Consider the following 12,879-nt stretch of genomic DNA (forward strand, 5'->3'; position numbering starts at 1 on the left):
AAAAGGTACCGGAACTCGCGGCGGTGCCGCGGTCTACTGCTCCGTCGTCGCCGCCAGGTCGTCGACTGAGAACCCGGGCTCCATGAGGAGGTCGGTCTGCCCGCTCACGTCGCGCCCCTCGCGCATCAGCTGCTTGAAGGCGGACTGCGGCGAGAGGTCGCCGATGAGCACGCCGCCCACGACCTTCCCGTCCTTCAGCGCGACGCGGCGCCACTCGTTCTCGCCGGTGGTCGCCTCCACGGAGTCGTCGCCGAGCGTCGGGTGGCCGAACGAGAGGAACGGGAAGTCGAAGTGCGTGATCGAGTACGAGGAGACCCACTCGAACTCCTCGGCGCCGTAGTCGACCATGCTCCGGGCGGCGATCGTCCCCTGCTCTTTCGCGGACCCCCACGAGCCGTTCTTCGCGCGCTCGCCGAGGATGAGGTCGTTGAACGTCGTGATGTCGCCCGCGGCGAACACGTTGTCGACGTTGGTTCGCATGAACTCGTCGACGACGATGCCGTCGTCGAGCTCCAGCGGCGTGTCTTGGAGGAGCTCGGTGTTGAAGTCGAGCCCGATGGCGACGCCCGCGAAGTCGCACTCGTAGCGCTCGCCGTTCGGGTCGACCGCGGCCTCGACGTGGCCGTCGTCGTCGACCTCGAAGTGGTCCACGCCCGAGCCGAAGACGGGCTCGACGCCGCGCTCGCGCATCGCCTCGTGCATGATCTCTGCGCCCTCCTCCGAGAGCGCGTAGCGCCACCAGTTGTCGCCGCGCATGAGGTACTTCGCCTCGACGCCCTGCGCGCCGCAGATGGCCGCGAAGTCGATGCCGAGCAGTCCGGCGCCGACGATGACAGCCTGCTCGGCGCCCTCGACGCTCTCTTTGATCCGGCGGGCGTCCTGGAAGGTCCAGAAGTGGTGGATCCCCTCCGCGTCGGCGTTCTCGACCGGGAGCTGCTGGGGCGTGCCGCCGACGGCCAGCAGGAGGGAATCGTACTCGAACGTCTCGCCCTCGTGGGTGTGGACCGCGTCGTTCTCGATGTCGATGTCGACGACGACCGTGTTGAGCCGGAGGTCGACGTCGTGGTCGTCGTACCACGATTCCTGATGGATCGAGATCGGGGCCTCGGGGAGCTTCCCCTTCGCGTACTCCTTGATCAGGATCCGGTTGTAGAGGGACTCTCCCTCGTCCGTGAGAACCGTGATCTCGGCGTCGGGCACTTCATCGCGGAGGGTCTCGGCCGCGGACGCGCCCGCGATACCGTCACCGACGATCACGTACGAATCGCTCATATCCCGGCGTTCGGATTCACGGTTAATGTGGGTTGTCATCCGCGCCCGCCACTGTGCGGCCGAGACGCACGCCCGCCGGAAACGCCGTACTCGGGGCCTTCTCGCGACGGGGCGAGGGCGGTCGATCGCGGACGCCCGCGGAAAAAGTCGCGTCCCGGTCAGTGGTCCGCGCCGGCCGGCTCCGCGGGGAAGTCCCGCTCGCCGGCCTCGATCGCGACGTCGAGCCAGTTCTCCGTCGGTACGAGCGGGCACTCGTAGGCGTGGTTGTACGCGCACGTCGGGTTGTACGCCAGGTTGAAGTCCACGATCCACTCGCCGTCGACGCGGTCGCGGTCGGGCTCCAGATCGAGGTAGCGACCGGCGCCGTACGTCTCCTCGCCGCTGGTCGCGTCGCGGAACGGCACCCAGAACCGGTCCGCGCCGTCGGCCGGTCGGTACGCCTGAAGCGTCGCCTGCTCGCCGTCGACCTCGAAGCGGAACTCGCCCCAGCGGCTGTACGTCTGCTCACCGTCGGCGGTCGTCTCGACGGTCACCGTCTCCTTCTCGTCGTGCTCGTGGAGCGGGACCACGAACCGGAACGCCGGGTTCGGATCGAAGTACGCCAGTCCGGGGAACGCGTCGCCTCGCATCGAGACCGGCAGCGGCGACCGGGCCGAGTCGCGGAACTGCTCGACCTTCGCCGCTCGCTGCGCCTCCACCTGCGCCGCCCAGTCGTCAGCGTCGTCCATGATCGGCTTAGTATTGCGCTCCACACACAATAATAATTCCGACCACGGAAGCCTCGACCCCGCCGGCGACAGAAGGCACTTATAATCCTCTCGGGGACGTTGCGGCGTGAACAGACGAACTGCCCTCTCCACCTTGGCGGTCGGTGGGTTCGTCGGAGTTGGTGGCTGTCTCGACAACGTGCGCGGCGGCGACGACGAGCGATCGGACAGCGACCGCCCGGACCCCGAACTGAACCGGGAGGTCGAGACGAACGGCGCCGAGGACAGCGCACGCTCGCAGTTCCAGTGGGGACCGGCGCACGGAGGACACCGCGAGGAGGCGGGACCGAAAGACGATGTCGACGTGTTCTGGCGCCGGACGCCGTACCGGTACGACCACTCACAGCCGGTCGTCGTGGGCGATCGGGTGTACGTCTCGTTCTCGGGGACCTTGTTTCGTCTCGGTCTCGCGACCGGCGAGGTACAGTGGTCGACGGAGGTCGGTCACGACGGGTCGTCGACGCCGGCGGTTCGCGACGGCATCGCATACGTGACGGTGTGGAACGGCGGAGGCGAGACAGACCGCGGACTGGCGGCCGTCGACGCCGAGAGCGGTGAGGTGCGGTGGCGGCGGCTGACCGACGCGGAGATCACGACGGCGCCGACCGTGACCACCGACGGCGTGTTCGTGGGAGGCGGCTACGAGACGCAGACCGTCGCGGCGTTCGACCGCGACGGGACCGAACGGTGGCGCAACGACCTCGCTGAGTACGCTTCCGCGCCCGCCATCGCCGACGGAACTGTCGTCTACGGCGCGGGCGGTCCTCGTGTCGTCGCCTACGACGCCGCCTCGGGAGCGGAACTGTGGACGACCGACGTCGACGGCGACGCGACCGCGACGCCGACCGTCGCCGACGGCCGCGTCCTGATCGGAACGCGGGCCGGGACCCTGTACGCGCTCGACCTCGGCGACGGAAGCGTTGAATGGACTGACGACCTCCCGGGGCCCGTCCGGCGATCGGTCGCCGTCACGGCCGACAGAGCGGTTGTTCCGACTGAACTCGGCCTCGTCGCCGTCGGCGACGGCGGCGAGCGCCTGTGGAGCGACGAAAAGATCGCCGGCGCGACCGCGCCGATGGTCGCGGACGGGGTCGCGTACCTCGGCGACGGTCGGACCGTCCGCGCGATCGCGGTCGAAGACGGGACAGAGCGGTGGTCCTTCCGGAGTCGCGAGCGCTCTTACACCGACGTCCTCCTCCAGGGCGTCCGCGCCGCCCCGACCGTCGTCGACGGCGTCGTCCTCGCGGCGACCCATGCGGGTGACGTGTACGCGCTCGGCGAGAGCTGAAACGGTTGCCGGGTCGCGCTTCGACCCGATGAGACGCCACACATTCAATAGCGTCCCGGCCCAATCGCGGATATGAAAATCCGGCAGAACATCCGTCATTGGGCCGCCAAGAAGGCGCTGACCACGCCGGTTGTCGGCGATGTCGCCAACGACAAGCTCGTCGACCTCCACACGAGCATCTTCCTCAACAAGGCGGACGAAGACCGGCGCGAGGAGCGCCGCGATCACCTCGACAGCTTCTTCGACGCGACGATGGACACCTACGTCGCCGCTTTGGAGGCCGGGTTCCCGGAGGCCGAGGCCCGCGAGATCACCCACGTTCAGGCGAACTTCGACTTCTTCAACCACGGCTGGACGGAGATGATGGAGATCCCGGGCGACGAGCTCGAGGCGCACTACCGCCGGTACGAGTCCTTCTTCACCGACTTCGGGATCACCATCGACGACCCGCTGGGCGAGTTCCGCCCGCCCGAGGGTCTCGCCGAGGCCCCCGAGACGCCGGGGAAGCTCGACGAGCCGGAGTACGAGAACGCGCTAGCCGGCTTCGCCGACGACGTGTACGTCGAGACCGACGACGGCGAGACGGTCGTGGGCGGCGGCGCAGAGGAGCCAGAGGAGGTAGACCCGGCGACCGCGCCCGGCCTCGACGAAGACGAAGCGAGCGCCTGATCGCCGTCACGGTCGGTCGGTAGATCCGCCTTCGCTCTCACGTTCGCCGGCAGACCCGCCGACTGCGTCCGCCTGCGGGGCACGTTTATAGTCCGCGGGGGACACCGTGGCGTATGAACCGCGGGCAATCGTTCCTCCTCCTGCTCATGGGAGCGGTCTCGCTCCTCACGCTCTTCGTCATCCTCCCGTTCGTCGAGTACGTGATCGCGTCGGCGATCCTCGCGTTCATCCTCTACCCCTTCCACCGGCGGCTCACGCGCCGGCTCCGCCGTCGCGTCTCGACGCGGTTCGGCGAGATGCTGTCAGCGTTGACGCTCATCCTCTCCGCCATCGTCGCCGTGATCTTGCCGCTTGCGTACATCACGTTGGTGTTCGTCCGCGACCTCACCGCGATCGCGGCGGGCGAGACGTCGATAAACGTGGCCGCGATCGAAGCCGAAATCGCGACGCTCACGGGACAGGACCCCGAGATCGGCGATCTCCTCCAGACCGGCGGCGAACTACTCGTCCAGACGCTGTTCGGCGGGTTTAGCGGTGTTTTGAACACGGCGATCCGAGCGTCGGTCGGCCTGTCGCTCGCGCTCTTTCTGGTGTACTACACCCTTATCGACGGTCCGGCGTTCGTCGGGTGGATCCGAGAGACGAGCCCGCTGCCGGCGGAGGTCACAGCCGACCTCGTCGACCGCGTCAACGTGATGACTCGGGGGGTCGTCATCGGCCACATCTCGGTCGCGCTGCTCCAAGCACTGGTCGCCGGGCTCGGCCTGTGGGCCGCCGGCATCCCCAACGTGGTGTTCTGGACGTTCGTGATGGCGGTGCTGGCGCTTTTACCCCTCATCGGGGCCTTCTTCGTGTGGGGGCCGGCGGCCGCATACCTCGTGATCATCGACCAGGTGACCGCGGGCGTGTTCCTCGCCGTCTACGGCGTCGCGGTGATCGCGATGGTTGACAACTACGCCCGACCGCTCGTCATCGACCAGCAGGCGCACCTCAACCCCGCGGTCATCCTCCTCGGCGTGTTCGGCGGCATCTACTCGGTCGGGTTCACCGGGCTCTTCGTCGGCCCCATCGTGATCGGCGTGCTCGCGGCCACGCTGGAGACGTTCCGGGAGGACTACGACGCGATCTGAGCGGGATTTAAGCCCGAGCGGGGTCGAGAACGCCCATGGCGACGACCGCGACCTCTCGGCTTCCGGACCGACGCGACATCCTCCGCATCGCCGGCGCGGCGGTCGCCGTCAACCTGATCGGCGCGCTCGGCGTCCCCTTCACCACGACACAGAGCGCGTGGTTCGCGGCGCTGGAGCTGCCCGCCTTCTACCCGCCCGGCTGGGCGTTCGGCGTCGTCTGGCCGATCCTGTACGCGCTGTGCGGCGCCGCAGCCGCCCTCGTCTCTCTCGCCGGACGCGACGGTGCGGCGTCGGCGGGGCGCGTACGAACGGCGCTCGCGCTGTTCGGGATCCAGCTCGTCCTGAACGTCACGTGGTCGCCGGTCTTCTGGGGGCTCGAACGCGCCGACCTCGGGCTCGTCGTCCTCGCCGTCCTCCTCCCCTTGGTCGTCGCGACGGTCTGGGCGTTCGACCGCGTCGACCGGCGCGCGGCGGCGCTTCTCCTCCCCTACCTCGCGTGGGTCTGCTTCGCGACCGCGCTCAATTACGCGATCTGGGCGCTCAACTAGCCGCCGTCACGCGGGCTCCGGTCGAGTTCCGGAGGCCCGCGCTTCAGCCGCTCGGCGACGAATCGGCGCTCCGCTCGACTCAGTTCCCCGTCAGTCTCGCGAAACGCTTCCAGCCCCTCGCGGTACCGCTCTGGCTCTGCGTCCGCGGGCGCCGCCGCCGGTCGCGCCAGCTCCAACTCGGCGATACCCGTCTGCTCCCCCGTGTACGCGAAGCCGCACTTGTGGCACGCCTCGTACGCGAACGGGTTGTTCACGGCGATCTTCACGCGCTCGAAGCCGGCGGCGGACAGGTCGGCGACGGTCTCGCCGATGAGCCGCGGGCCGATCCCCTCGCCGCGCCGCGCGGCGTGGACGGTGACGTAGCGGAGTCGACAGCAGGAGGGGTCGGTGCGGTCCGCGGAGAATGAGACGGCGGCGATCACGTCCTCGTCGAACGCGTCGGGGTTGACCGTTTCCGGCAGCGGTTCGTCGGGCTCCCACTCCGGCGCGGCCGGGCTCCCGTCCGGCGTCCGGATCACCGACTTCCCCGGCCCGCCGACGACGAACTTCCCGGCGTACGCGAAGGCCCGGTAATCGAGCCGCAGGGTGGTCCCCTCGTCCGGGGGACAGACGAGCGCGTACTCCATGGGTCGTCGTACGGCGTCGAGCGGTTAAACACGGTCGGTGGCTCTTTATCCGTCGCCGGGCTCATTCCGCTCATGTACGGACTCGGCGACGTGGGCTTCTTCGACCGGGTAGCGCCGCTGTACGACCTCGCGATGCCGCCGGCGGACGGCGAGGCGCTCGCCGCGGGGCTCGCCCACGCCGAGTGTCCGATCGAGCGCCTCCTCGACGTCGGCGGCGGGTCCGGACGGGCGGCGGCCGCGCTGACCGGTCCCGACATCACGGTCGTCGACGCCTCCGTCGAGATGCTCTCACGGGCGCGGCGCGTCCGCGGACTCTCTGGCCTCGCCGGCGACGCGGGGCGACTCCCGTTCCGGGACGCCAGCGTCGACGCGGTCACGGTCGTCGACGCGTTCCACCACCTGCCCGATCAGGACGCCGCGCTCGCGGAGACGGCCCGCGCGCTCGTGCCCGGCGGCGCGCTCGTCGTCCGGGAGTTCGATCCGGACCACCCGCTCGGACGGCTCCTCGCCGTCGGCGAACGCGCGATCGGGATGGAGTCGCGGTTCCGCGCGCCGGACGACCTCGCGGCCGCGATGGACGACGCCGGCCTCGACCCGCGGATCGTCGATCGCGGGTTCGGCTATACGGTCGCCGGCGTTCGGCGCTGAGTCCCCGCGAACTCGGCGTTCATACTCGACCGCAGAACCGAAGCCGACGGGTCAGTCCTGCGTCCGTCCCTGCGGCTCGGCGCCGCGGGCCGGGTCGGGTGACCCCTCGTCGGCGTGATCGTGGTCGTGATCCGCGTGGTCGTGGGCGTCGTTCGACCCCGTCTCGCCGAGGACTTCGGCGCCCTCCCCGTCGATCATGTCCATGTTCTTGAGGTTGTCGCGCTCCTCAAAGTCCTCGACCGCCTCCATCACGTCCGCCTGCGTGATCGTCATCCGGTCCTCCGTGAGCGCGCCGAGGACGGCCTCGCGGAGCACCATCCGGAGGTCGGACCCGGTGAGGCCGGTGGTCCGGTCGGCGACCTCCTCGGGGTCGAAGTCCGCGATCTTCATCTCCTTGGTCACCACGCGGAGGATGTCCGCGCGCATGTCGCGGTCCGGCTTGGGGAAGTTGACGATCTCGTCGAAGCGGCGCCACGCGGCGGCGTCAAGCTGGTCCGGGTGGTTCGTCGCGCCGATGAGGAGGACCTCGTCGCGGACCAGCGACACCTCGTCGATCGACTTCAGCAGGGTGTTCACCGCGCGCTTCAGGGCGGCGTGCTCGTCCGAGCGGCGCGTCTTCGCCACCGAGTCGAACTCGTCGATGAAGAGGATACACGGCGAGAGCCGCTTGGCCACCTCGAAGCTCTTCTCGACGTTCTTCGACGTCTCGCCGAGGTACTGGCTCGTGATCATCGAGAGCTTCACCTCGACGAACGGGAGCCCGAGCTCGTGAGCGAGCGCGCGCGACACGGTGGTCTTTCCGGTGCCGGGCGGGCCGACGAACAGCAGCTTTCCGATCTCGCGGAGGCCGATCTCCGCGAGGTACTCGCGGTGTTCGATCGCCTTGACGATCTTCTGGATCTCGCCCTCCTGGTCGCCGGTCAGGACGAGGTCCGCCAGCGTCGTCTCGATCTCCTCGGGCGCGCGGACGTTGACGAGGTCGAGCATCTCCCCGTCCTCGTCCTCGTCGAAGTACTGCGAGAGCAGCGCGTCGATCCAGACGCGGTCGGCTTGGACCGGCCGCACGTCGTCTCTCGCCGCCTCGCGCGTCACCGGCGCATCGAGGTCGTCCGCGGCCTCCAAGGCGGCGACGAGCGTCGGGTTCCCGGCGATCCGGTCGTCGTCGGCGTGGTCGCGGTACCACTCCAGTCCCATTCCGGGCTGCGTCAGCGATATCTCGCCGGAGAACTCCGTGCGTTGGGTGAAGAGGAGGTCGGAGACCGCGTCCCAGGGTCGCTCGACGCCCGTCGCGGTGCGGGTGGCCTCGTCGGTCGCCTTCAGCGGTCGCTCCACGCCGCCGGGGGCGTCCTCGGCGGCGTCGGCCGACCAGAACACCTGTCGGAACCGCGGGGGCAGGTCGTTCTCGTCGAGGTCGCGGTTCTGCGTGTAGAAGTGCGTCGTCAACACGAACTCGACGACGTCGAGCGCCGGGTCACTCATCCGCGGCTAGTAGCGCCGGGACGCGGTTAAGAGCGTCGAAGCGCCCCCGGGCGGCGGGCGGTAGCATCGGCGGATGGCGGGCCAAAGCGGAACGACCGGCGCGGCGAGGCGACCGTCGTATCGAACCCTTATTAGCCTTGGTCTGCGACGTACCGCGCATGAGTTCCGAAGACGCGGCCGCGCCGGGGGATCCCGCCGGCGACGACGCGACCGGCGAGGCGAGCGACACCGACCACGAGAACGCGCTTCAGGACGTCATCGCCGTCGACCCGGACGACGTCGCGCAGGGAACGGTGAACCGACTCGACGCGCACACCGGCGACGGGATCCGCCACCGCGCGTTCACCTGCCTGGTCTTCGACCGGGACGGCCGGATCCTGCTGGCCCAGCGCGCGCCGAACAAGCGCCTCTGGGACGGCCACTGGGACGGCACGGTCGCCTCCCACCCCGTCGAGGGACAATCTCAGGAGGACGCTACCGAGCAGCGCCTCGAAGAGGAGCTGGGCATCTCGCCCGACCAGTACGACGACCTCCGGGTGACGGACAAGTTCGAGTACAAGCGCTACTACCCGAACGAGGGCGTCGAGTGGGAGGTGTGTGCGGTGCTGAAGGTGACCCTCGACGACACCGCCTTGGACCCGGACGACGACGAGATCGGCGGGATGCTGTGGGCCGACTACGACCACCTCCACGAGAACCCCGAGCTGTACCGGCAGCTCCGCCTCTGCCCGTGGTTCGAGATCGCGATGCGCCGCGACTTCTCCTGACCGACCGCCGCATCTCCCAGATCGGTCCGCGCGTCCGGGCTCCCCTTCCTCGGACCGAAACGGCGACTTGAAGGCGCTCCCGCGCCGCGATCCCGTATGACCGTCGTCGTCCTGCTGGCGAATCCGCCCCGCGAGGGGCTCGTCGGAACCGCGATCGCCGAGTCGACGCCGCTGTCCGCCGCCGAGGCGGCTGACCTCTACGAGGCGCAATTCCGTGACGCCGTCCTCGCGGTCGACCGCTCCGGCGGCGAGCTCCTCGTCAACTATCCCGACGACGAGGACCTCCCCGCCGAGCACCGGACGGAGACGAGTCCGGAGGCGGAGCTGCGGACGCTCGTCGCGGACACCCTCGGCGGCACCGACGAGGTCCGCTTCGAGCGGCAGGTCGGTTCGTCGTTCGGCGCGCGCGCCGGCAACACCGTCACCCACCTTTTGCGCGAGGAGGGCGCCGACTCCGTCGCGGTCGTCACCCCGACCGCGCCGTTGCTCTCGCGGACGAGCGTCGACTCCGCGGCGATGAAGCTCCGGACGACCGAAGTGGTCCTCGGGCCCTCGACGGACGGCCGGGCGTACTACGCCGGGTTCACGGAACCGATCGACTTCGACGGCGCTTTCGAGGCGCCCGCGCTGCCGACGCTCGCGGAGCGCGGCCGCGACGCCGACCGCTCCGTGGACTTCGTCGAGCCGTCCCCCTCGCTGGAGACCGGGGCGGACCTCCTCGACGTGGTCCCGATGCTCCGCGCGCGGTTCGCCGCGGAGCGCGTCGTGCCGGACTACACGGCCGCGTTCGTCCACGAGAAGGGGTTGGACGTGGTCGTCGAGGACGGCGAGCAACGATTGGTTCGGGACTGAGCGTCTCGTGCGCGGCGGCGGGGCCCGGTGCGTTGGATCCGACACCACTTAGTCGTCCGACGCCGAGCAGTCACGTGTGGTGGGATGGCAGAGTGGCCCATTGCGCCTGCCTTGAAAGCAGGTAGCCTCACGGCTTCCTGGGTTCGAATCCCAGTCCCACCGTAGGTGCGCGGCGCAGCTCGCGCCGCGCGCGTCTCGTGCGGGATTCGAAGCCTGTGAGTCGCAGCGCCAGAGCGGAGGGAGGGTGACCGTCTCACATCGGTTCGAATCCCAGTCCCACCGTAGGCGCGCGGCGCAGCTCGCGCTGCGCGCGTTTCGTGCGGGATTGAATCAGTGAGCGACCGCGAAACCGAATTCAGTTACTCGGTTCTCTCGACAGCCGATTCGGATCGGTCTCTCGTCTCGCGCTTTCGACCGCCGGAACCGCAATCACATCGCTGCTGGCCTGAAACGCCCGGTAACACTCACGTCCGGTGACGCGTGGTACCACGTGCCGCATTATCTTTAACAGGTTTCCGGCACATGTTCGTGATAGGTGATACAAGCATGAGTTACGAACTCGATCCGCTGCCGTACGATTACGACGCGCTGGAACCGCACATCTCCGAACAGGTGCTCGAATGGCACCATGACACCCACCACCAGGGGTACGTCAACGGCTGGAACTCCGCCGAGGAGACGCTCGAGGCCAACCGCGAGGACCACGACTTCTCCTCGTCGGCCGGGGCCATCCGCGACGTGACCCACAACTCGTCGGGCCACATCCTCCACGACCTGTTCTGGCAGAACATGTCGCCGGAGGGCGGCGACGAGCCCGAAGGAGACCTCGCCGACCGTATCGAGGAGGACTTCGGCTCGTACGAGGCCTGGAAGGGCGAGTTCGAAGCCGCCGCGGGCAGCGCGAGCGGCTGGGCCCTGCTGGTGTACGACACGTTCTCGAATCAGCTTCGCAACGTCGTGGTCGACAACCACGACGAGGGCGCGGTCTGGGGCGGTCACCCGATCCTCGCGCTCGACGTCTGGGAGCACTCCTACTACCACGACTACGGCCCGGCTCGCGGCGAGTTCGTCGACAACTTCTTTGAGGTCGTCGACTGGGACGAGCCGTCCACCCGCTACGAGCAGGCCGTCGAGCTGTTCGAGTAAGCGCGTCTCCGGACGCGTTACGCGCGTCGAGATCCGCATTTTTTCGCAGCGTGTTGCCCGGTGAGCGACGGGTTCGCGTAGGCGGTGTGAGTCATGACTGGTCGCCGGCGAGGCGATGACGAACGCCTCCGAAGCCCCAGCCGCGCTCGACTCCCACAGCTTCGCCGCGCTCCGCGGTCGTCCGCCGTGCTCACTCCCTGCGGTGCTTGCGTCGCTGGGATTCGGCGAGCGCGGCTGCCCGTTTGAGCCCCGTCCCGCACGGCACCGCACCTCTCACCGCCCCAGCCTCGTCGGCCTCCCTCCAGTCGGCCGACTCCCTCGCACGCGCTCCTCGCGGCCGCCTCCGGCGGCCACTCGAAGGCGCGCGCCACCCCACGGAATGAGGTTCGAACCGTATCGGCAGCGTTTACGGACGCCGTCGCGTACGCTCGCGCATGCCCGAACCGAAGTCGGCGTTCGACGCCACCTACCCGTGCGACTTCTACGAGCCCGCGGAGCTGTTCGAGCCGGACCAGATGTACACGATCCCGGAGATCGGTCGCCTGCTTCAGGGGTTAGAACCGGACGCCGAGGTCGACCCCGACACCGAGGCCGTGCTGGTCGACTGGGCCGTCCCGTGGGTGATGGTCCACGCCGACGACATGGTCGTCGCCGAGCCCCTGACCGAGGACGGCCCGGGATACTACGGGCTCGCCACGGACGAGGACCACAGCGGGGCGTCCGACACCGACGCCGAGTCGGACGCTGACTCCGACGAACTCGACGAGTCGGCGTGACCGGGGACCGATCCGACCCGCCGACGTACCTCGTCGCCGGCGGCGCGCGCGTCGACGCCGGCAAGACCACCTTCTCGGCGGGGCTGGTCGCCCACCTCGCCGACCGCGCGGGCGACGCGGTCGGCGTCAAGCCCCGGGCCGGCAACGACCTCTGGTTCGACCACGACGACTATTTGATCGCGACCGACGCGGCCCGACTCTACGGGAAGGACGCCCGCACCCTCGCGGCCGCGAACACCCGCGCGCTCGCGGCGGCCGACGACGATTCCCCGTCGCCCTCGGCGGTCACGCCGGAATCGATCAACCCCGTCCACCGGCTCTGGCGACCGACGCCGGGACGGACGGGCATGCTCGGCGACGCAGAGCGCACGTTCCTCTGCGACCGCGTCACCACCGCGTCCGGCACGCGCTTCGTCGTCAACGGCGCGGCCGAGGAGGCGGGGCTGTTCCCCGACGCGCTGACCGACCGCCTCCCCCTCGCGGAGGCGACTCGCGTGCGCGACGTACCGGCGTTCAACGAGGTGATGGCCGAGGCGCACCTCCCCGCGATCGAGCGGCTCGCGGACCGCGTCGCGCGGACGCCAGTCCCGGTCGTCGTCGAGTCGTACGCCGACGTGGCCGGGACCCTTCCCCGCGACGGGCCGGTCGCGCCCGACGCGGTCGCCGTCGTCGACCCCGGCCGCGCGCGGCTATACGCCGGCGACCGCTACGCCAAGGCCCGCGCGGTCGCGGCCGGGAGCCCGCGAGAGGGGAGCCGCGAGGAGCACGTCGACGCGGTGACGGAGATGATCGAGCCGCTCGCGACCGTCTCGCTGCCGGCGCTGTCCGGCGACGTCCGCGGCGATCCCGACCGGATCGCGGCGGCGTACGAGCCGGCGTACGCGACGCTCACGGATTCGGTCGAGAACTGA

14 protein-coding genes and 1 tRNA gene are annotated in these 12,879 nt (G+C 69.5%); 11 read left to right on the forward strand and 4 right to left on the reverse strand.

The window, feature by feature from the left end; all coding sequences use genetic code 11:
• Positions 1–33: 33 nt before the first annotated feature.
• Together EXE47_RS05880 and EXE47_RS05885 are read right to left on the reverse strand one after the other, a co-directional pair.
• Positions 34–1,272, reverse strand: coding sequence for an NAD(P)/FAD-dependent oxidoreductase (locus EXE47_RS05880; protein WP_049929797.1), 1,239 nt, complete (start codon positions 1,270–1,272; stop codon positions 34–36).
• 158 nt (positions 1,273–1,430) lie between these two features.
• Positions 1,431–2,000, reverse strand: coding sequence for a DUF1684 domain-containing protein (locus EXE47_RS05885; protein ID WP_089307754.1), 570 nt, complete (start codon positions 1,998–2,000; stop codon positions 1,431–1,433).
• A gap of 106 nt (positions 2,001–2,106) precedes the next feature.
• Here EXE47_RS05885 and EXE47_RS05890 point away from each other — a divergent pair, with 106 nt between their 5' ends.
• From EXE47_RS05890 to EXE47_RS05905, 4 genes are all read left to right on the forward strand, one after another.
• Positions 2,107–3,327, forward strand: a complete 1,221-nt coding sequence (locus EXE47_RS05890; RefSeq protein ID WP_241988187.1) for a PQQ-binding-like beta-propeller repeat protein — start codon at positions 2,107–2,109, stop codon at positions 3,325–3,327.
• Positions 3,328–3,399: 72 nt separating this feature from the next.
• The gene (locus tag EXE47_RS05895; RefSeq protein WP_049929791.1) at positions 3,400–3,996 is read left to right on the forward strand and encodes a DUF6149 family protein; all 597 of its coding nucleotides are present in this window, start codon (positions 3,400–3,402) and stop codon (positions 3,994–3,996) included.
• Between the two features lie 113 nt (positions 3,997–4,109).
• Entirely contained in the window at positions 4,110–5,126 is a 1,017-nt protein-coding gene (locus EXE47_RS05900) for an AI-2E family transporter (protein ID WP_086216545.1), read from the forward strand.
• 35 nt (positions 5,127–5,161) lie between these two features.
• Positions 5,162–5,674, forward strand: coding sequence for a TspO/MBR family protein (locus EXE47_RS05905; protein ID WP_089307753.1), 513 nt, complete (start codon positions 5,162–5,164; stop codon positions 5,672–5,674).
• On the opposite strand, the gene EXE47_RS05910 is transcribed toward EXE47_RS05905, so the two are convergent.
• Positions 5,671–6,300, reverse strand: coding sequence for a GNAT family N-acetyltransferase (locus EXE47_RS05910; RefSeq protein WP_089307752.1), 630 nt, complete (start codon positions 6,298–6,300; stop codon positions 5,671–5,673). The genes EXE47_RS05905 and EXE47_RS05910 overlap by 4 nt on opposite strands.
• 72 nt (positions 6,301–6,372) lie before the next feature.
• Here EXE47_RS05910 and EXE47_RS05915 point away from each other — a divergent pair, with 72 nt between their 5' ends.
• The gene (locus tag EXE47_RS05915) at positions 6,373–6,948 is read left to right on the forward strand and encodes a class I SAM-dependent methyltransferase (protein ID WP_049929783.1); all 576 of its coding nucleotides are present in this window, start codon (positions 6,373–6,375) and stop codon (positions 6,946–6,948) included.
• A 51-nt stretch (positions 6,949–6,999) separates the two neighbouring features.
• On the opposite strand, the gene EXE47_RS05920 is transcribed toward EXE47_RS05915, so the two are convergent.
• The gene (locus EXE47_RS05920; RefSeq protein ID WP_086216548.1) at positions 7,000–8,427 is read right to left on the reverse strand and encodes an ATP-binding protein; all 1,428 of its coding nucleotides are present in this window, start codon (positions 8,425–8,427) and stop codon (positions 7,000–7,002) included.
• Positions 8,428–8,585: 158 nt separating this feature from the next.
• Here EXE47_RS05920 and idi point away from each other — a divergent pair, with 158 nt between their 5' ends.
• From idi to EXE47_RS05950, 6 genes are all read left to right on the forward strand, one after another.
• On the forward strand, positions 8,586–9,194 hold the full coding sequence (gene idi, locus EXE47_RS05925) for an isopentenyl-diphosphate Delta-isomerase (RefSeq protein WP_049929779.1): 609 nt from the start codon (positions 8,586–8,588) through the stop codon (positions 9,192–9,194).
• 96 nt (positions 9,195–9,290) lie between these two features.
• Positions 9,291–10,046: a DUF2064 domain-containing protein gene (locus tag EXE47_RS05930; protein ID WP_049929778.1), complete on the forward strand. Its 756-nt coding sequence runs from the start codon at positions 9,291–9,293 to the stop codon at positions 10,044–10,046.
• 78 nt (positions 10,047–10,124) lie between these two features.
• A tRNA-Ser gene (locus tag EXE47_RS05935) sits at positions 10,125–10,208 on the forward strand.
• Between the two features lie 384 nt (positions 10,209–10,592).
• A complete protein-coding gene (gene sod / locus EXE47_RS05940) occupies positions 10,593–11,192 on the forward strand; it encodes a superoxide dismutase (protein ID WP_049929776.1) in 600 nt (199 codons plus the stop codon).
• 434 nt (positions 11,193–11,626) lie between these two features.
• Positions 11,627–11,968, forward strand: a complete 342-nt coding sequence (locus EXE47_RS05945) for a DUF5827 family protein (RefSeq protein ID WP_049929775.1) — start codon at positions 11,627–11,629, stop codon at positions 11,966–11,968.
• Positions 11,965–12,879 carry an ATPase gene (locus EXE47_RS05950; protein ID WP_086216551.1) on the forward strand — a complete coding sequence of 305 codons (915 nt, stop codon included), beginning with the start codon at positions 11,965–11,967 and terminating at the stop codon, positions 12,877–12,879. The genes EXE47_RS05945 and EXE47_RS05950 overlap by 4 nt, the downstream gene beginning before the upstream one ends.

The organism is Halorubrum sp. GN12_10-3_MGM (assembly GCF_005435235.1).
GTDB classification, from domain to species: Archaea; Halobacteriota; Halobacteria; order Halobacteriales; family Haloferacaceae; genus Halorubrum; species Halorubrum ezzemoulense.